We start from the raw sequence: 19,208 nt of genomic DNA, 5'->3' as shown, positions 1-19,208 counted from the left end.
ACCGGTAGGTAACTGAGGTCACAACTGCATATGGACGGGATCTGTCCCCTGGGGTAGGCAAGTACCAGGTTACTTACCGTTCGGAGGGGTCATGGAGTACGACTACGTGGTCGTCGGAGCGGGCTCGGCCGGGTGCGTCCTGGCCAACAGGCTGTCGGCCGATCCGGGCGTGACCGTGGCGCTGGTCGAGGCCGGCGGCCAGGACGACAAGCTCGAGATCCGGATGCCGGCCGGGTTCAAGGCGCTGTTCAAGACCGAGTACGACTGGAACTACACCACCACCAAACAGGCCGAGATGGCCGGGCGCGAGCTCTACTGGCCGCGCGGGCGGGTCATCGGCGGCTCCTCCTCGCTCAACGCCCAGATGTGGGTACGCGGCTGCGCGGCCGACTACGACCAGTGGGGCGTCCCCGGCTGGGGCTTCAACGACGTCCTGCCGTACTTCAAGAAGGCCGAGCACCGCGTCGGCAGCAACAACGGCGGCGTGTACGGCACCGCGGGACCGCTCCACATCTCCGAGCTGCGCAGCCCCAACGTCACCACCGCCGCCTTCCTCAAGGCCTGCCAGGAGCTCGGCATGCGCCGCCTCGGCGAGCTGAACGAGCGTGTCAACGAGGGCTACAGCCCCACCCCGGTCACCCAGGACCGCGGCCGCCGCTGGAGCTCGGCCGACGCCTACCTGCGCCCGGCGCTCAAGCGGCCCAACCTCACCGTGCTCACCGGCGCGACCGTGGACCGCGTGGTGTTCGACGGCAACCGGGCCGTCGGGGTCGAGCACGGCGGGGTGCGGGTGTCGGCCAGGCGGGAGGTCGTCCTGTCGGCGGGGGCGATCGGCTCGCCGTACCTGCTGCTGCGCTCGGGCGTGGGCACGGCGGAGGACCTGCGCGAGGCCGGGGTGGAGCTCGTCCACGACCTGCCCGAGGTCGGCAGAAACCTTCAGGACCACCTGTCCAGCGGTGTCTACGTCGAGTCCAAACAGCCCGTCACGCTGGTCAAGGCCGAGTCGCTGGTGCAGCTGGTCCGCTACATCGTGCTGCGCTCCGGCATGCTCACCACGAACGTGGGGGAGGCGGTCGCCTTCATCAAGACCTCGCCGGAGGAGCCGGCGCCGGACATCGAGCTGATCTTCGCGCCCGGCCCGTTCATCGACCACGGCCTCACCCCGCCGGCCGGCCACGGGCTGACCGTCGGCGTCGTGCTGCTGCAGCCCGAAAGCCGGGGGCGGGTCTCGCTGAGCGGGCGCGAGGTGGCCATCGACCCCGGGTACCTCACCCAGGAGGCCGACGTGAAGCGCCTGGTCGCCGGGCTGAAGGCGGCCAAGCAGGTGTTCACCACCGCGGCGATGCGCCCCTACGCGGGCGGGCCCATGGCGCCCTACTGGGCGCCGGAGAGCGACGAAGAACTGGCCCAGTGGGTACGCGAGCGCGGCGAGACGCTCTACCACCCGGTCGGCACCTGCCGGATGGGAACCGACGCCGAATCCGTCGTCGACCCCGCGCTCAGGGTGCGCGGGCTGGAAGGGCTGCGCGTCGTGGACGTCTCGATCATGCCGACGCTCAACCGGGGCCACACCCACGCTCCCGCCGTCATGATCGGCGAGAAGGGCGCCGACCTGATCCTTCAGTCGCGCGCGGGGCACACCGGGGCGTAGGAGCCGTCGGAGACGTACCGGCTCCACTCCCTCGCGCTGACGGGAGTGGAGTCGAGCGCGCAGATGCGCGCGGCCACCGGCTCCGGAGCCAGCGTCCACCGGTGGAGCAGGCCGTCGTGGTCACCGGAGACCAGCCGCCCGCCGGGCAGGAAGCGCAGCGCGGCGCCCGCGGTCGGCCAGACCGCCCGGAGCCGGTGCCGCTCCCACAGGCGCAACGTCCCGTCGGTGCCGATCGTGGCCAGGCGTTCGCCCGCGGCGTCGAACGAGACGCTCCTGACGATCCCGGTGTGGCCGGTCAGCCGGGCCACGGGCGTGTCCTCGGCACGCGACAGGTCCCACACCAGCGCGGCGCCGTCGTGCCCGGCGCTGGCCAGGTACCGGCCGCCCGGATGCCAGTCGAGGTCGTCGGAGTAGCCGGTGTGGCCCTTGAGCACCCTGACCCGCTTGGGCGCGTCGGGGTGGCCGACGTCCCAGATCTGCACGTTGTTCTCCGCGTCGCCGACGGCCAGCAGGTCCTCCCTGAGGATCACGTCGGTGACGCCGTCGACGCCGGGCAGCTCGCCCAGCCGCTTCCCGGTGGCCGGGTCCCACAGGAGCACGTGCCCGTTCTCGCAGACGCTCGCGCCGATCCGGCCGTCCTGGCTCAGGGCGGCGCCGACCACGTCGGTGTCGTGCCCGGTGAACCGGCCGAGCAGGCGCGGGCCACCCGGCCGGGTGACGTCCCAGACGCCGACCGTGTCGTCGTCGCTCGCCGAGGCCATCAGCCCGCCGGCCAGGACGAGGTTGTTGACCTGGCGATCATGCTCCTTGGCCCGGCCGAGCGGGGCGCCGTCGAGTGTCCACAGGCCGACGTCGCCGTCCTCGCCGCCGGTCGCCATGATCCGCTCGTCCGAGGTAACCGCCGCGACCTCGCCGGGGTGGGCGCGCGGGGCGGGCAGGGGCATCGCCCAGCGGAAGACCTCCCCGTCGGCCACCCCGGCCAGCAGGTCCCGGCCGCCGTAGGCCAGCGCCCGTACCTCTGCCGGGTGGGGGAGGTCGGTGAGGAGCGCGCCGTCGGCGGTGTTCCACAGGCGCACCCCGGGCGCGCTCGTGCCCGCGGCGACCTGCCTGCCGTCGGGGCTGAAGGCCAGCGAGTAGATGAAGCCGCCGGTGGTCGGCAGCTCCCGGGCCCGGCCGGACTCGCGTTCGACCAGCCACAGCCGGTCGCCGTCCGCGGCGGCGAGGGTGGCGTGGTCGGGGCTGAGGGCGAAGAGCGTTCCTCGCCTGCCGGTGCCGATCGGGCCGTCCGGCGTCAGGCCGACGAGCCGGTCCGTGCGCTTGGAGCGCTCCGGTGTGGCGCTCTTCCAGGTCAGCGTCTCCTCGCCGGAACTCGCCACCACGGCCTCTCCGTCGAAGCCCACGAAGGTGACGCCGGCAGCCGCGTGGGTGGCGATCGGCGCGGGACCATCGACCCGCCAGACCCGCACGCCCTTCTCGCCGCCGACCGCCACGACCCGCCCGTCCCGGCGGAAGGCCGCCGCGGTGATCCGGCCGAGGTTCCAGGCCAGCCGTACCGCGGAGTCTCCGGTACGGCGCAGCCACACCTCACCCGCCGAGTCGCCCGTCACCACGGCGGCGCCGTCCGCGCCGGCGGCCATGACCGTCACCCGCCCCGCGCCCGCGCGCGACCGGCTTCCGGCGGGGAAGCCGCTGGAGCCGAGCAGCGCGCCCAGCGACTCGGGGGTCTCGGCCCGCCGCCACGCCGCCAGCGCCAGGCCCGCCGCCAGCGGCGCGTTTCCCGGGCGCACGGAACCGGCGACCGCGGCCACCTGCCGCGAGAGCGTCTCGTCGCGTTCGGCCCTGGCATCGCCGACCTGCCAGACCACCACGCCGGCCGTCATGGCCGTGACGACCACCAGCGCGGTGCGCGCCGCGACCAGGCGGCGCAGCCTCCTCGCGGCACGCCGCTCCTCGTGCTCGCCCGCGCGCACGAACTCCGCCTCCAGCGGGCCGAGCTCGTCGGGACGCGCGGCCGCCCACTCGCGCGCCACCGCCAGCGAGGCGCCCCGGTAGGTGAACGAGGCGTCGTCGCCCGCCTGCCGCCACGCCAGGGCCGCCTCGCCCAGCCTGCGCCGGGTCTGCAGGCCCGCGCGGTCGGTCTCGATCCAGTCGCGCAGCCTCGGCCAGGCGCCCAGCAGCGCCTCGTGGGCGATCGACACCTCGCTCTCGTCGGCCGTCAGCAGGCGGGCGCCGACCAGCGCGTCCAGGACCGGCCGCCAGGCGGGTGAGATCAGGCCGAGCGGGACCCGGCGGCGGGTCTGGCCGCCGTCGGGGTCGAGCTGCACCAGCCGAAGCAGCAGGCGTCTGGCCACCTCGCGCGCGTCGTCGTCGAAGCCGGCGTAGAGGTCCTCGGCGGTGGTGGCGACCGCGCCGTGGATGCCGCCGGCGCGGTGGTAGCCGGCCACGGTGAGCATGTCGCCCTCGCGCTGCTGCCACAGCGCGCGCAGGGCGTGGGCCAGCAGCGGCAGCGTGCCGGGCTCGCCGCCGTCGCGCAGAAGCAGGTCGGCGAGCCCGGGTTCGAGGCTCAGGCCCACGGCCTTGGCGGGTTCGGTGATGGCGGCGCGCAACTGCCGCTCGGTCAGCGGCGCGAGCGCGAGCTGGCCGCCGCGCAGCGCCGCCACCAGCTCGGGGTGGGTGAGCAGGTGACCGTAGTAGTCGGCGCGCAGGCCCAGCACGACGAGCGCCCGGCCGGAGACGGCCAGCTCGTTGAGCGTGCGGACGAACAGGTCGCGTTCGGCGTCGTCGCGGCAGAGCGTGAACGCCTCCTCGAACTGGTCGGCCACCAGGACGAGCGGGCCGTCCGTGCCGAGGATCTCCGCCAGGCGGGCCATGGGCCGGGCGGTCGGGGTGAACAGAACGACCGGCCACTCGCTGGAACCCGCACGGGGCAGCGCGCCGCGGGCCAGCGCGGGCACCAGGCCGGCGCCGAGCAGCGAGGACTTGCCCGCTCCCGACGGCGCCACCACCACGAGCGGGCCGCCGCCGTCCATCCTGGCGGCCAGCCGCATGGTCAGCTCGGCGGTCGCCTCCTCCCGGCCGAAGAACCAGTGGGCGCTGCCGGGGCCGAAGGCGTCGAGACCCGGGTAGGGGCATTCGTCGCCGCCGGCGGTTCTGGGCGGGGCCAGCCGTACCAGGGCGCCGTCGGCTTCGAGTGCGCGGTCGCAGGCGCGCGCCAGCTCGGGCGTGGGCCGCTTGCCGCCGTTCTCGATCTTGCTCAGGTAGCCCTTGCTGTAGTGCACCCGCTCGGCCAGCGTGGTCAGCGAGAGCCCGCGAAGCGTGCGCCACCTGCGTAGTTCCGCGCCGAACGCGGTCGTTTCCTGGCGTCGCCCATCCATCGGGAAACGGTCAACCCCTCCCCATCGCCGCACCGCCCCGCCGACAGTGGAGGCATCGCACAGCGTAGCCATCTCGCTACGCAACGAGAGGAGAAACCTCATGATCAAGAACGCTCTGCTGGTCCTGACCGCGGCCCTCGCGGTGGGCGGGGCGCCGGCCCTGGCGTCGGACGACAAGGCGTTCCGCTGCAAGGCGCCCGCCATGGGCTGGAACAACGGCTGCCAGGTCCGCACGGTCCCCGCCGGGGCGTGTGTGTGGGTCTACAACCGCACCTCGCAGAACACCGACATCACCTTCCGGATCCAGGGCTCGCAGCTGCGGCTCAAGGAGCGTCAGTCGGGCCGGCTCTGGAGGAACGCGAGCAATCACCCCGTTGACGCCACCCTGGGCGTGTACGCGCACGACTTCGACGACTCCGTGTGGACCGAGGGCAAGACGTACCTCGACGGCTGCTGACGCGCGTTCCGGCCGGCGTCGCGGGGGCGGCGCCGGTCTTGACGTAAGTGATTGCTTGCGCAACTCTTGGGAGACATGACGGCGACATCCGACATCGACCTGTCGCAGATACCGTTCTGGGCCTTACCGCAAGCCGAGCGCATGGACGCCTTCCGTCAGCTGCGCGGGCTTGAGCGCCCGGTGTTCGTCCGCGAGAACCACGTGCCCTTCATCGGCGGCGGCCCCGGCTACTACGCCCTGGTACGCCACGCCGACGTCACCGAGGCCAGCCGCAACGCGGCCGTGTTCAGCAGCGAGCCCTGCTCCAACAGCATCCCGGACATGCCGCGCTGGCTGGCCGTGTACTTCGGCTCGATGATCAACATGGACGACCCCAGGCACGCCAGGTTACGCAGGGTCGTCTCGCGCGCCTTCACTCCGCGCATCCTCTCCAAGATGGAGGAGGACCTGGCCAGGGCGGCCGCCGAGATCGTGGACGACGCCATCGCGAAGGGCCCGGGTGACTTCGTCGAGCAGATCGCCGCCAGGCTCCCCGTACGCGTCATCTGCGACATGATGGGCATCCCCGCGAAATTTCATGACATGGTGCTGCGGCGGACCAACATCATCCTCGGCAACACCGACGCCGAGTACACGGGCATCGAGCCCGACTTCAAGCGCATGAACGTCGCCCGCGGCCTCGGCAAGCTCCTCCACGCCGGTTACAGCCTGAACCGCCTCGCCGCCCGCCTCGGCGACCAGCGCCGCGAACACCCCACGGGCGACCTGGTGAGCCTCCTGGTCAACGGCGAAGAACGCCTCACCTCCCAGGAACTCGGCTCCTTCTTCATCCTCCTGGTGGTGGCCGGCAGCGAGACCACCCGTAACGCCATCGCGTACGGGCTGAAGCTCTTCACCGACCATCCCGGCCAGCGCGAACACCTCATGGCCGACTTCGACGGCCGCATCGCCAGGGCCTGTGACGAGATCGTCCGGTACTCGACGCCGGTCATCCAGTTCCGCCGCACGCTGACACGGGACGTCGAGATGAACGGCATGCGGTACAACCAGGGCGACAAGGTGTTGCTGTTCTACAACTCCGCCAACCGGGACGAGGCGGTCTTCACCGACCCGGACACCTTCGACATCACCCGCGACCCCAACCCGCACGTCGGCTTCGGCGGCCCCGGCCCCCACTACTGCCTGGGCGCCCACCTGGCCAAGCGCGAGATGACCGTGATGTTCCGCGAACTCCTCACCCGCCTGCCCGCCATCAAGTCCGAGGGCGAACCCGACTTCCTCCTGTCCAACTTCATCAACGGCATAAAACACCTCCGCTACACCACCTGACACAATCCCCGATCACCCGGGCACACACCCGCCCAACGAGCCGCGGCGCTCACACGCCCCATGGCAGGCGGCGCACACCCTCTTGGCAGGCGGCGCTCACACACCCCATGGCGGACGGCGCGCCCACCCTCTTCGCAGGCGGCCTTGGGTCTCACGGCGGTGCGCTCGACCCGCTGAGCCGCGCCCCTCTGCCGCGCGAGCCCGGAACCGGCCGTGGCACACCCGCTTGGCCGGTGCCCGTCCCTGAACGGCAACCGCCGTGGCCGGCCCGCTCCGCCGGTGATCCCTCCGGAAGCCCACGGCGGTCCGCGCCCAAAAGCTCGCGCGCCTGTGTGACGCCGCTCCGGTGCCGTGCCGTGCCGTGCCGGGTCGGGCCGGGCTGTGCCGGGCTGTGCCGGGCTGTGCCGGGCTGTGCCGGGTCGGGCTGTGCCGGGCGGGGTCGGGCGGGGTCGGGTGGGGTGGTTGATGGACGGGGGGCGGAGAGGGCACTAGGTTTCCGCGCATGGAGATCAGGAATATCCACGCCAACGGTGTGGAGTTCGCTTACCTCGCATTGGGTGACGGGCCTCTGGCCCTGTGCATGCACGGCTTCCCCGACACCGCGCACACCTGGCGGCACCTGATGCCCGAGCTGGCCGAGCGCGGCTACCGCGCCGTCGCCCCCTTCATGCGCGGCTACGCCCCCACCGAGGTCACGGAAGGCTACGAGCTGGGCGCCCTGGTGGCCGACGCCAACGCCCTGCACGAGGAGCTGGGCGGCGACGAGAACGCGGTCATCATCGGCCACGACTGGGGCACCTACCCGGTCTACGGCACCACCGAGCGCTTCCGCAGGTCGGTGGCGCTCGCCGTACCTCCGACGAAGTGGCTGCTCGGCACGTTCTTCACCTACGAGCAGCTCAAGCGGTCCTTCTACATCTTCCTGTTCCAGACGGCGCTGGCCGAGACCGCGGCGTCGGCGCCCGGGTTCCTCGACGGGCTGTGGAAGGACTGGTCGCCCGGCCACGACGCCACCGAGGACCTCGCCTTCCTGAAGCAGAGCCTGGGCGAGCCGGCCAACCTGGCCGCCGCCATCGGCTACTACCGGGCCATGCTCGGCACCACCCCGCCCTCCGGCCGGTACGCCGCCGAGCAGGCCGCCGCGACAGAAGGCCCGGTACGCCCCGTGCTGTACCTGCACGGCGCCCAGGACGGCTGCCTCGGCGCCGACCTGGTGGCGGACGTGGCGAGCGTCCTGCCGGAGGGGTCGCGGGCGGAGATCGTCGAGGGCGCCGGGCACTTCCTGCACCTGGAGAAGCCTCGCGAGGTCAACGCGCGGATCCTCGACTGGCTGGGGTGAGCAGCAGGGCTCACGTTGTGGCCGGGGTGAGCAGCAGGCTCACGTTGTGGCCGCCGAAGCCGAACGCGTTCACCATCGAGGGTCCGGGCAGCCAGTGGCGGGGTGTGCCGGTGACCACGTCCAGGCCGACGCGGGAGTCCAGGTGGTCCAGGTTGCGGGTGGCGGGGATGCGGCCGTCGCGCATGGCCAGCACCGCCGCCACGGTCGCGAACGCGCCTGAGGCCCCGCACAGGTGTCCCGTCATCGACTTGATCGCGGTCACCGCCGGATGCCCGCCCACGGCCCGGACGATCGCGGCGGCCTCGACCACGTCGCCGTCGGGGGTCGAGGTGGCGTGCGCCTGGACGTGCGTCACGTCCCCGCCCGGCAGCCCCGCCTCGCGCAGCGCGATGCGCATCGCCCGTGCCTGGCCGTCGAGCTGGGAGGCGGTGATGTGCTCGGCGTTGGCGGTGATCCCGTACCCGGCCAGGCGGGCCAGCGCCGCGCCGTCGCGCCACCCGGCCCGTTCCAGGACCACGACCGCGGCTCCCTCGGCCAGCACGAACCCGTCGCGGTCCGCGTCGAAGGGCCGCGAGGCCCGCTCGGGCCGGTCGTTGCGGGTCGAGACCGCCTTGGCCTGGGCGAAGGCGGCGAGCGTCAGCGGGTGCACGCAGGCCTCAGTGCCGCCGGCGACGACGACGTCCGCGCGTCCCAGCCGGATCAGGTCGGCTCCGGCGGCGATCGCCTCCGCTCCGGCCGCGCAGGCACTCACCGGGGCGTGGGCGCCGGCCCGCGCGCCGAGTTCGATGCTCACCCAGCCGGCCGGGCCGTTCGGCATGAGCATGGGCAGGGTGTGCGGCGACACACGGCGCACACCCTCCTTCTCCAGCACGTCGTCCTGGTCCAGGAGGGTCGTGACGCCGCCGGTGCCGGTGCCGATCACGACCGCCAGCCGTTCGGGATCGACCTCGGGACGCCCCGCGTCCGCCCAGGCCTGACGGGCGGCGAGCAGCGCGATCTGCTCGCAGCGGTCGAGGCGGCGGGCCTGCTGCCGCCCCAGGAGCGCGGCCGGATCCACGGTCAGCCGGCCCGCGATCCGCGCGGGCAACGGCTCCGCCCAGGTCTCCCGCAGCGCCACCACCCCCGACCGGCCGGCCAGCAGCCCCGCCCACGTCGAGGGAACATCGCCACCCAGCGGCGTCACCGCCCCGAGCCCAGTGATCACGACCTCGCTCATGTGTCCACGCTGCCAGCCGCCGGACCCGGCCCGGATGTCCCCCGCCCACCAAAACCGTGATCAGGATTTGTCCGGAGTCATGATGGCCAGGATGGGATGCCGCCCAAAAAGCGAAATATCCACTCTTGTCAGTACGGCCCAGCCGCGCGGCACCTCAGGCACCAGCGCCACCACCCGCCCTCCGTCGGCCAGCACCCGGCGCAGCTCCGCCCAGAGCCGGTGACCGGACCCGGCCAGCCGTACCTGCCGCTGCCAGGGCGGGTTGACCAGCACGCGGTCCACGCTCCCCGAGTGCAGCGGGACGCGCCCCGCGTCGGCGCGCGCCCACGCCAGGCACGGACCGTTGGCGGCGGCCGCCGCGATCGCCTCACCACAACGGTCGAACCCGAGCGTGCGGGCCTCCGGCGCGAGGGCGGCGGCCTCGATGAGCGTGGTGCCCGCGCCACAGCACGGATCGATCACCAGCCCCTTCGGCTCGGCCAGGTACGCCATGGCGGCGGCCAGCGGCGGATGCAGCGTCCCCGGCACCGAGCGCACCTTGTACGCACGGCGGTGCAGCGGACGGGCGCCCGCCCGCAGGGCGATCACGGCCCGCTCGCCCTCGACCGTCACCCGCCACGACGCGGCGCCGGCCGGAGGCACCCGGCCGTCGCGCCGCGAGTGATAGGGGCGGCCGAGCATGGGCCCGACCGCGTCCTCGATGTCGTAGCGGTTGTAGGCGCGCCGCCCCAGGAACGAGGCCGACACCTCCACACCGCGAGAACGCTCGCCGGGTTCGGGCGGGCCCCCGGCGGCGACGGCGCGGACGTCGACGCCCGCGGCGGCCGAGGCCAGGCGGCGCAACGCGTCACGGCGGGGCCCGACGCCGTCGACCACGGCTCCCACGAGCAGTACGTCGTCGGCCAGGCGGAGCTCCAGCGCCCCCGGCCCCGTGACCTCGAACCAGACCTCCCGGTGCCGCACCTCGCGCACGACGCCCAGCCCGGCATGACGGATCTCCGCGGCGACCAGGTGTTCGATGCCGTGCACCGACCTGGCCACGGCAAGGGTATGCACGTGTCCTTCTCCCACGTCGCGAATCGGGAGGGCGTGGAGCCGTCCCGCATCGCCGGCGGTGGGTCACGAGCCGCGTGCCCGCCGACGGGTCGCTAACGCAGGAAGAAGAAGTTCATACGCCCGACGCTATCGGGCCCGCGGACGGCCGGCCATCGATTTTCCAGGGCATACGTACGGTGTACGTCCAAAGTATTGACGTAAGTAGGCGCTTTCTCGAATTATGGGCGTATGAGCGCCCTCGACTTCGATCTGTCGGACCAGCACTTCTGGGCCAGGCCCATGGCCGAGCGGGAAGCGGCCTTCGACACGCTGCGCGCACGGGACACCCCCGCCTTCTTCGAGGAGATGGAGGTGTCCTTCGCCCCCAAGGGCATCGGCTACCACGCGCTCGTCAGGCACGCCGACATCCTGGAGGCCAGCCGTAACCCGGAGGTGTTCAGCTCGGGCAGGGGCGGGGCCACGAACATCCCCGACATGCCCCCGGAGTTCGCCGAGTACTTCGGCTCGATGATCAACATGGACGACCCGCGCCACGCCCGCCTGCGCCGCATCGTCTCCCGGGCCTTCACGCCCAAGATGATCAAGCAGTTCGAGGCCGACGTGGAGACCGCCGCCGCCCAGATCGTCGACGACCTCCTCGTCACCGGCTCCGGCTGCGACTTCGTCACCGAGGTCGCCGCCCGCCTACCGCTGAAGATCATCTGCGACATGATGGGCATCCCGGAGAAGGACTACCAGTTCATCTTCGAGCGCTCGAACCAGATCCTCGGCGGCTTCGATCCCGAGTACGCGGGAGACGACCTGACCAAGGTCGCCGAACGCCTGCTCAACGCCGGCATGGAACTCCAGCAGCTCGTCCAGGACCTCGCCGCCCACCGCACGGACAACCCCACGGGCGACCTCATCTCCGCCCTGGTCAACGCCAACCTCGACGGCGAGCGGCTGACGCTGCAGGAGCTCGGCTCCTTCTTCATCCTCCTGGTCGTGGCCGGCAACGAGACCACCCGCAACGCCATCTCGTACGGCATGCGCCTGCTCTCCAACCACCCCGCCCAGCGCGCCCTCCTCCTGGAGGACACCGAGGCCCGCCTGCCCGGCGCCGTCGAGGAGATCGTCCGCCTGGCCTCACCGGTGAACTTCATGCGCCGCAAGGTCACCCGCGACCACGAGATGAACGGCAACCTGTACCGCGAGGGCGAGAAGGTCGTCCTGTTCTACTGGGCCGCCAACCGCGACGAGCGCGTCTTCGCCGACCCGTACGCCTTCGACATCACCCGCGACCCCAACCCCCACGTCGGGTACGGCGGGCCCGGCCCCCACTTCTGCCTGGGCGCCCACCTGGCCCGCCGGGAGATCACCGTGATGCTGCGCGAACTGCTGCGCCGCGTCCCCCAGCTGGAGGCCGGTCACCCGGACCGGCTGCACTCCAGCTTCATCAACGGCATCAAGCACATGGAGTGCACGTTCTGAGGGTCAGGGGGCCGGGTTGGTCACCTTGATCTGCTTGACGACGGTGTTGATGTCGGGCAGGAGCCGCCTGGCGTCGCCGGGGATGGACATGTAGACGATGGCCGGCAGCTCGTTGGCCGTGTTGATCGCCGCGGTCACGATCGTGGCCTTGCCGGTGCCGGAGGTCAGCTCGTAGGCGATCAGGCGGCCGGTCGAGCCGTTGATCTTGAGCGGCTGCTGGGCGATCTTCCTGACCTTGTTGTCCTCGGGGAAGAAGCGCTTGCGGGCGCTCAGCACGACCTGCTTGATCACCGGCTCCAGGTCGTCCTTGGAGGTGTAGGAGGCGGCCAGGCGCTGGGGGAGCGGGCCGGTCATCAGGTTGGCGTAGGTGTCGGTGCCGACCTGGACGTACTGGCGGGTGTCGTAGCCGTAGGTGGTCTTCACCAGGGGCCGCTGGTCGAGCAGCCAGGTGCCGCCCAGGCGGGGCACCGAGATGCCGGCCTGCTGGTCGGGGACCACGCCCATGACCGGGGCCGCCTTGCCGGGGAAGCGCTTCAGCGGGCCGATCGTGGTGGACGGCTTGGTGGGCGTGGGCTTGCCGCTGGCCTGGGGCTTGGCGGCGGGCGGATCCGTGGGCTCGCTCTCGCTGGCCAGCGGTCCCGCGACGAACGCCCACACCAGCGCGATCACCAGGGCCACCGCGACCGAGGCGGCCAGCGCGAACAGCCACACCGGCTTGCCCGGCTCGTCGAGCGACTCCTTGCCGTCGTCGCCGATCTCCTGGTAGTTGTCGCCGAAGACGGTGTTCCAGAGCTCCTGCTGGCGCTCGGGCGGAGGGGTGCGCGAGCCGCTGATCTGGCCGGCGGTGACGAACGGGCGGTCGGGGTCGGACGGGTCGCGGCTCAGGTTGGAGCCCGGCCGGGCGTGCTGCCCCTGCCGGCCGTGCTCATCCGGCCCTTGCCGCTCATCATCCGGCCCTTGTCGCTCATCCGGCTGCTGCCGTGCATCCGGCTGCTGTGGCGGGGCGGCCGGAGTGGGGTAGGCCTCGTTGTAGGTGATCGTCCGGTCCATGGGGTCGCCCTTGGGCGCGGACCGCTGATCCTGCTGCCCCTCGGGCTGCCATCCCGGAGTCTCCCCGCCACGCCCGTCCGGCTGCCACCCCGGGGCGTCCGTGCGTGCGTCCGGCTGCCAGGCCGCTGCCTCGGGGCGGCCGTCCTGCTGCCAGGCGCGCGGGTCGGGCTGGGCGTCCACCGGCGGCGGCGCGGCCGGGGGCCACGGGTCCTTCTGCGGCGGTCCGGCCGGGGGCCACGGGGCGGGACTGGACAGGTTCGACCACGCCCCGTCGGCGGGCGGCGGCATCTCCGGCCACACCTGCTGCCCCGGGCTCTGCTGCGCCGAAAAGCCCTGCGCCGAAGGGCCCTGCGCGGACGGGCTCTGCGCGGACGGGCTCTGCCGCGCCGGAGGGTTCTGCGGGGCGGAGTGGGCGCCGCCGGGCTGCGCGGTCTCCGGCCAAGGAGCGGGGGCGGGGGCGTCGGACCAGGCGGGCAGCGGATCCCGGACGGGAGGCTGCTCACGCATACCCTGCTGATCACGCATGCTCTGCTGGTCTCTCATTCCCTGTGCGTCCCGGCCCCGTCTGCCACCCGACAGATCACCCAAGGGGTCACGAGGATCCACCAGGGGATCCCTGCCGCCGAGCGGGTCACGCTGCGGTGGTTCCGGCCAGGTGGGCTGCGGCGGTGGTCCCGCCTCCGGCCATGAGGTCGGCACCTCGTCGCGAGCCTCCGGCCAGGACGTGGGCACCTCGGGCCAGGATGGCGGCAAGTGTGGTGCTCCGGAATTCTCCGTTGCCATTGCTGCCGTACCTCCCGAGGTTATGTCCGGATTAGACGCATCCGGCATGATCTCATGTGGCCCGTGGTGTTCCGCAGGGAAACGTGCGAAGCCGTGCGGATCCGTCGGCGGATCCTGCATCGGCAGGTCGGCCGCTGATCGATCAGGCTCAGCAGGGTTGGCCACGGCGACGAGAGTATTCTAATGGGACATATGAGGTCACAACGGATGGATCTCAACGAGGTCTCATAGGACCTGAAGGGCCCATTCTGCCGGGTGCCCCAGGCGTAGTCCCCTCATTCTTCCGAAGACGTGCGCTAGGCTTGACCTATGCGTTCCGCGACCCTGCTTCTTAGCGGGCCGCGACGGCCCTGAGATCTCGCCGTCGCGGCTACCCCTCGTTGTCATACGAGGGGTTTTCTTATGGGGTCAGAATCAAACCAGAAGGACACCGCCGTGAGTGAGTACGACCCGCAGGCGCTGCAGGCCAAGTGGCAGCAGCGATGGGAGGAGCAGGACCCGTTCCGGGCCAGCGAGGACGCCGCCGACCCCCGCGAGCGCCGCTACATGCTCGACATGTTCCCTTACCCCTCCGGTGACCTTCACATGGGCCACGGCGAGGTCTTCGCCATCGGCGACGTCGTCGCCCGCTACTGGTTCCAGCAGGGCTACAACGTCCTGCACCCCATCGGCTGGGACTCCTTCGGCCTGCCCGCCGAGAACGCCGCGATCAAGCGGAACGCCCACCCGGCCGAGTGGACCTACGCCAACATCGACGTCCAGGCCAACTCCTTCAAGCGCTACGCGATCTCCTTCGACTGGTCGCGCCGCCTGCACACCAGCGACCCCGAGTACTACCGCTGGAACCAGTGGCTGTTCAACCGCTTCTTCGAGCGCGGCCTGGCCTACCGCAAGGGCGGACTGGTCAACTGGTGTCCCAACGACCAGACCGTGCTGGCCAACGAGCAGGTCGTGGCCGGCAAGTGCGAGCGCTGCGGCGCCGAGGTCGTGCGCCGCGAGCTGACGCAGTGGTACTTCAAGATCACTGACTACGCCCAGCGCCTGCTGGACGACATGAGCCAGCTGGAGGGCGGCTGGCCGGAGCGCGTGCTGACGATGCAGCGCAACTGGATCGGCCGCTCCGAGGGCGCCGACGTGCTGTTCGAGATCGAGGGCCGCGAGGAGCCGGTCCACGTCTTCACCACGCGTCCCGACACCCTGTTCGGCGCCACGTTCTTCGTGGTCGCCGTCGACGCCGCGCTGGCCGACGAGATCGTCACCGACGAGCACCGCGCCGAGTTCGAGGCCTACCGCGCCGAGGTCGCCAAGCTCAGCGACATCGAGCGCATGTCCACCGACAAGGACAAGAGCGGCGTCTTCCTGGGCCGCCACGCGATCAACCCGGTCAACGGCGAGCGCATCCCGGTCTGGGCGGCCGACTACGTCCTGGCCGACTACGGCCACGGCGCGATCATGGCGGTGCCCGCGCACGACCAGCGCGACCTGGACTTCGCGCTGAAGTTCGGCCTGCCGGTGCAGGTCGTCGTGCACACCGGGCTGGCCGACCCCGGCGAGACCGGCGAGGCCACCCCCGGCGAGGGCACGCTGGTCAACTCCGGCGCGCTGGACGGCCTGAGCAAGACCGAGGCCATCGCCACGATCATCCGGAGCCTGGAGACCGACGGCCGGGGCAAGGGCGCGATCAACTTCCGCCTGCGCGACTGGCTGCTGTCGCGTCAGCGCTTCTGGGGCACGCCGATCCCGATCATCCACTGCCCCGACTGCGGCGAGGTGCCGGTCCCCGACGACCAGCTTCCGGTCACGCTGCCCGACCTGCGCGGCGAGGCGCTGGCCCCCAAGGGCATCTCCCCGCTGGCCGGAGCCACCGAGTGGGTCAACGTCGCCTGTCCGAAGTGCGGCGGCGCCGCCAAGCGTGACACCGACACCATGGACACCTTCGTCGACTCCGCCTGGTACTTCCTGCGCTACACCGACCCCACCTACACCGACGGCCCGTTCGACGTGGAGAAGATCCGCGAGTGGGGCCCGATCGACATGTACGTCGGCGGCGTGGAGCACGCGGTCCTCCACCTGCTGTACTCGCGCTTCTTCGTCAAGGTGCTGCACGACATGGGCATGGTCGACTTCACCGAGCCGTTCATGCGCCAGCTGGGCCAGGGCCAGGTGATCAACGGCGGCAAGGCCATGTCGAAGTCCCTGGGCAACGGCGTCGACCTGGGCAAGCAGATCGACGACTTCGGCGTCGACGCGGTCCGGCTGACGATGCTGTTCGCCAGCCCGCCCGAGGACGACATCGACTGGGCCGACGTCTCGCCGCAGGCCTCGCAGAAGTACCTGGCCCGCGCCTTCCGCGTGATGGACGAGGTCACCAGTGAGCCCGGCGCCGACTTCGCGCAGGGCGACCCGGCGCTGCGCAAGGTCACCCACAAGACCATCGACGAGGTCACCAAGCTGATCGAGTCCTACCGGTTCAACGTGGCGATCGCCCGCCTGATGGAACTGACCTCCGCCGCCCGCAAGGCCATCGACTCCGGTCCCGGCGCCGGCGACCCCGCGGTGCGTGAGGCGGCCGAGTCGCTGGCGGTCATGCTGTCGCTGGTCGCGCCCTACACCACCGAGGAGGGCTGGGAGCGGCTGGGCCGTACCGGCTCGGTGGCGCTGGCCGGCTGGCCGGTGGCCGACCCCGCGCTGCTGGTCGAGGACTCGGTGACCGCCGTCGTGCAGGTGGCGGGCAAGGTCCGCGACCGGCTGGAGGTGGCTCCCGACATCTCCGAGGGCGACCTGCGCGCGCTGGCGCTGGCCTCGGAGAAGGTGCGGGCCCACCTGCCGGGCGAGCCCCGCAAGGTGATCGTCCGCGCGCCGAAGCTGGTCAACATCGTCCCCTGACCCGTCACGGCAGGGCCGCCAGCCGGCCCCGCAGGAACATGCGCTCCGCCGGGTTGCCGGTGAGCGCGATCGCCCGTTCGTAGGCCTGCGCCGCCTCGGCATTCCTGCCCAGGCGGCGCAGCAGGTCGGCGCGGACGGCGTGGCAGACGTGATAGCCGTCCAGCGGGAGCTCCTCGACCAGGGGCAGCGCCGCGGCGGGTCCCCGGACCTCGGCGAGCGCGACCGCCCGGTTCAGCGCCACGACGGGGGTCGGGGTCAGCGCGATCAGCTGGTCGTACAGGGCCAGGATCTGTGCCCAGTCCGTCGGCGGCGGGTCGCTGTGGACCGCGTTGATCGCCGCCTGGATCTGGTAGGGGCCCGGGCGGCCGCGGCGCAGGCACCGCCGTACCAGCTCGCGGCCTTCTGTCATGAGCGCGCGGTCCCACCGCGCGCGGTCCTGCGCGGCGAGCGGGACCAGCTCACCCGACTCCCCGGTACGGCCCGCCCGCCGCGCCTCGATCAGCAGCATGAGCGCCAGCAGCCCGATCACCTCGGGTTCGTCCGGCATCAGCGCGGCCAGCAGCCGTCCGAGCCGGATCGCCTCGGCGCAGAGGTCGTCCCTGGTCAGGTGGCCCTCGTTGAAGATGAGGTAGACGACGGCCAGCACCGAACGCAGCCGGTCGGGCAGGTCGGACTCCTTCGGCACCCGGTAGGGGATCTTCGCGTCGCGGATCTTGCCCTTCGCGCGGACCAGGCGCTGGGCCATCGTCGGCTCCGGCACCAGGAACGCCCGCGCGATCTCGGCTGTGGTGAGCCCGCCGAGCAGCCGCAGCGTGAGCGCGACCTGGACGTTCGTGGCCAGGGCCGGATGGCAGCAGGTGAAGATCAGGCGCAGCCGTTCGTCGCGCACGGGCCCCTCCTCGGCGGGCGGCTCCTCGCGGGCGTGCAGGAGCGCGGCCTGCGCGTGCCGGTCCTGGCGGGAGGACTCCTTGCGCAGCCGGTCGATGGCCCGGTTGCGGGCGGTGGTGATGATCCACCCGGACGGGCTGGGCGGCGGCCCCTCCTCCGGCCAGCGGCGCAGCGCGGTCGCGAAGGCGTCCTGGACCGCCTCCTCGGCGAGGTCGATGTCGCCGAAGGCACGCACCAGGACCGCGACCGCGCGGCCGTACTCCTCGCGGAAGACGCGTTCGACCTGGTCAGTCACCGTGGATCGGGCGCACCTCGATCGGCAGGCCGACGGCCTCCGCCAGCTTGCGCGCCCACTCCAGGGCGTCGTCGAGGTCGGGGGCGCTGATCACGGTGAAGCCGCCGAGATGTTCCTTGCCCTCGGTGAACGGCCCGTCGGTCATGAGCACGTCGCCGTCCTTGACGCGTACGACGGTCGCGGTCGAGGCCAGGTGCAGCCCGGCGGCGAACACCCATTGCCCGGCCGCCTTGACCTCCTCGTCCCAGGCCATGACGCGCGGCAGCACCTCGTCCAGCAGTCCCTCCGGCGGCTCGCCGTCGGGCTGGTAGATCGCGAGCAGGTAGTTCATTCCCCTGTCCTTCCCTCGGTCACCTTCTACACGAACGGCCCGGCCCCTTCTCGACAGGAATTGACCTCAAGCCGAGTTGAGGTTGCACAGTGGACCCATGGTGAAGATCGGCGTCGGGCTTCCGACGATGCAGGAGATAGAAACGCTCGGCCCGGACGGCGTGGCGCGCGCGGCGCGGCTGGCCGAGGAGGCCGGTCTCGACTCCCTGGGCGCCGCCGACGTGCTCATCGGGGACGGGACGCTCGCGCTGGAGAGCGTGGTCACGCTGGCGACGGCCGCCGCCGTCACCGATCGGATCACGCTGGACTTCGGGGTGCTGTCCGCGCCCACCCGGCCGGTGGCGATGATGGCGGCGCAGGTACAAACCCTGCAGTACCTCTCGCGGGGCAGGGTCCGGCTGGGCGTGGGGATCGGGGGCTTTCCCGGCTCGCCGTTCTGGACCGCGATCGGCGCCACCGGCACCAACCGCGGCCGCGCGGCCGACGAGGCCCTGCGCGCGCTGCCCGGCCTGATCGCCGGGCGGCCCACCCCGGTGGGTGACGGCCCGGAGGTGACGCTGGCTCCGGGTACGGCGGTGCCGCCCCTGCTGGTCGGCTCCGGCACCGGCGAGGCCGCCCTGCGGCGGGTGGCACGTTACGCCGACGGCTGGCTGCCCTCGGGGCTGACACCGGCCCAGCTCCGGGCGGCCGTGGCCAGGCTGAAAGAGCTCGCCGGCGAGTACGGCAGGCCCGCCCCCTTCGTCCACGTGGGCGTGCACGCCGTCCTGGGCGACGACCCGGAGGCGAAGCGGGCGATGGAGGCCCAGCTCGCCGGCTTCTTCCAGCTCTCGCCCGAGGAGATCCGCGAGGCCACGGTCAGCGGATCCCCGCAGGAGGCGGCGGAACGGGTGGCGGCCTTCGCCGAGGCGGGCGCGGCCGAGGTCGGCTTCGGCATCGACGGCAGCGACTTCCTCCACCAGGTGGAGCTGGCCGGGGAGGTCAACGCCCACGTGACCAGGGGTTAGGTGGCGGGTCGCCGCCAAGGCGGGTTTCCGCCAGGCCGCAGTCTGGGCCGGGCCGATCGGGGCGGCGTTAGATCGGTCGC

Annotated in this window: 13 protein-coding genes; 7 read left to right on the top strand and 6 right to left on the bottom strand. The window is 72.1% G+C overall.

From position 1 onward, the window contains the following. The first annotated feature begins 91 nt into the window (after positions 1–91). The gene (locus tag ACIBKY_RS28505) at positions 92–1,651 is read left to right on the top strand and encodes a GMC family oxidoreductase (protein ID WP_397101133.1); all 1,560 of its coding nucleotides are present in this window, start codon (positions 92–94) and stop codon (positions 1,649–1,651) included. Here the strand turns inward: ACIBKY_RS28505 and ACIBKY_RS28500 are convergent. Then, entirely contained in the window at positions 1,621–5,025 is a 3,405-nt protein-coding gene (locus ACIBKY_RS28500) for a helix-turn-helix domain-containing protein (RefSeq protein ID WP_397101131.1), read from the bottom strand. The two genes, ACIBKY_RS28505 and ACIBKY_RS28500, sit on opposite strands and share 31 nt — an antisense overlap. 100 nt (positions 5,026–5,125) lie before the next feature. Here ACIBKY_RS28500 and ACIBKY_RS28495 point away from each other — a divergent pair, with 100 nt between their 5' ends. The 3 genes from ACIBKY_RS28495 to ACIBKY_RS28485 all read left to right on the top strand — a co-directional run bounded on the left by ACIBKY_RS28495 (position 5,126) and on the right by ACIBKY_RS28485 (position 8,150). Beyond that, positions 5,126–5,482, top strand: a complete 357-nt coding sequence (locus ACIBKY_RS28495) for a hypothetical protein (RefSeq protein WP_397101129.1) — start codon at positions 5,126–5,128, stop codon at positions 5,480–5,482. Between the two features lie 75 nt (positions 5,483–5,557). After that, the gene (locus tag ACIBKY_RS28490) at positions 5,558–6,811 is read left to right on the top strand and encodes a cytochrome P450 (RefSeq protein WP_397101127.1); all 1,254 of its coding nucleotides are present in this window, start codon (positions 5,558–5,560) and stop codon (positions 6,809–6,811) included. Between the two features lie 502 nt (positions 6,812–7,313). Beyond that, positions 7,314–8,150 (top strand): alpha/beta fold hydrolase, encoded by an 837-nt coding sequence (locus ACIBKY_RS28485; protein WP_397101125.1) that lies wholly within the window; start codon positions 7,314–7,316, stop codon positions 8,148–8,150. Between the two features lie 10 nt (positions 8,151–8,160). Here ACIBKY_RS28485 and ACIBKY_RS28480 read toward each other — a convergent pair whose 3' ends face one another. Together ACIBKY_RS28480 and ACIBKY_RS28475 are read right to left on the bottom strand one after the other, a co-directional pair. After that, the gene (locus tag ACIBKY_RS28480; protein WP_397101123.1) at positions 8,161–9,366 is read right to left on the bottom strand and encodes a beta-ketoacyl-[acyl-carrier-protein] synthase family protein; all 1,206 of its coding nucleotides are present in this window, start codon (positions 9,364–9,366) and stop codon (positions 8,161–8,163) included. A gap of 60 nt (positions 9,367–9,426) precedes the next feature. Next, entirely contained in the window at positions 9,427–10,422 is a 996-nt protein-coding gene (locus ACIBKY_RS28475) for a methyltransferase domain-containing protein (protein ID WP_397101121.1), read from the bottom strand. Positions 10,423–10,650: 228 nt separating this feature from the next. Here ACIBKY_RS28475 and ACIBKY_RS28470 point away from each other — a divergent pair, with 228 nt between their 5' ends. Then, positions 10,651–11,892 carry a cytochrome P450 gene (locus ACIBKY_RS28470; protein WP_397101119.1) on the top strand — a complete coding sequence of 414 codons (1,242 nt, stop codon included), beginning with the start codon at positions 10,651–10,653 and terminating at the stop codon, positions 11,890–11,892. A 3-nt stretch (positions 11,893–11,895) separates the two neighbouring features. Here ACIBKY_RS28470 and ACIBKY_RS28465 read toward each other — a convergent pair whose 3' ends face one another. Beyond that, a complete protein-coding gene (locus ACIBKY_RS28465) occupies positions 11,896–13,467 on the bottom strand; it encodes a hypothetical protein (protein ID WP_397101117.1) in 1,572 nt (523 codons plus the stop codon). A 693-nt stretch (positions 13,468–14,160) separates the two neighbouring features. Here ACIBKY_RS28465 and leuS point away from each other — a divergent pair. Continuing rightward, positions 14,161–16,611, top strand: coding sequence for a leucine--tRNA ligase (gene leuS / locus ACIBKY_RS28460; protein ID WP_397101115.1), 2,451 nt, complete (start codon positions 14,161–14,163; stop codon positions 16,609–16,611). A 4-nt stretch (positions 16,612–16,615) separates the two neighbouring features. Here leuS and ACIBKY_RS28455 read toward each other — a convergent pair whose 3' ends face one another. Continuing rightward, on the bottom strand, positions 16,616–17,794 hold the full coding sequence (locus ACIBKY_RS28455; protein ID WP_397101113.1) for an RNA polymerase sigma factor: 1,179 nt from the start codon (positions 17,792–17,794) through the stop codon (positions 16,616–16,618). Beyond that, positions 17,787–18,125 carry a YciI family protein gene (locus ACIBKY_RS28450; RefSeq protein ID WP_397101111.1) on the bottom strand — a complete coding sequence of 113 codons (339 nt, stop codon included), beginning with the start codon at positions 18,123–18,125 and terminating at the stop codon, positions 17,787–17,789. The genes ACIBKY_RS28455 and ACIBKY_RS28450 overlap by 8 nt, the downstream gene beginning before the upstream one ends. 97 nt (positions 18,126–18,222) lie before the next feature. Between ACIBKY_RS28450 and ACIBKY_RS28445 the strand changes: the two genes are divergently transcribed. Further along, positions 18,223–19,128, top strand: coding sequence for an LLM class flavin-dependent oxidoreductase (locus tag ACIBKY_RS28445; protein ID WP_397101109.1), 906 nt, complete (start codon positions 18,223–18,225; stop codon positions 19,126–19,128). Positions 19,129–19,208: the final 80 nt, after the last annotated feature.

This window comes from Nonomuraea sp. NPDC050394 (genome assembly GCF_044459065.1).
Taxonomy (GTDB): Bacteria; Actinomycetota; Actinomycetes; order Streptosporangiales; family Streptosporangiaceae; genus Nonomuraea.
This window is presented reverse-complemented; position numbering and strand designations above follow the sequence as displayed.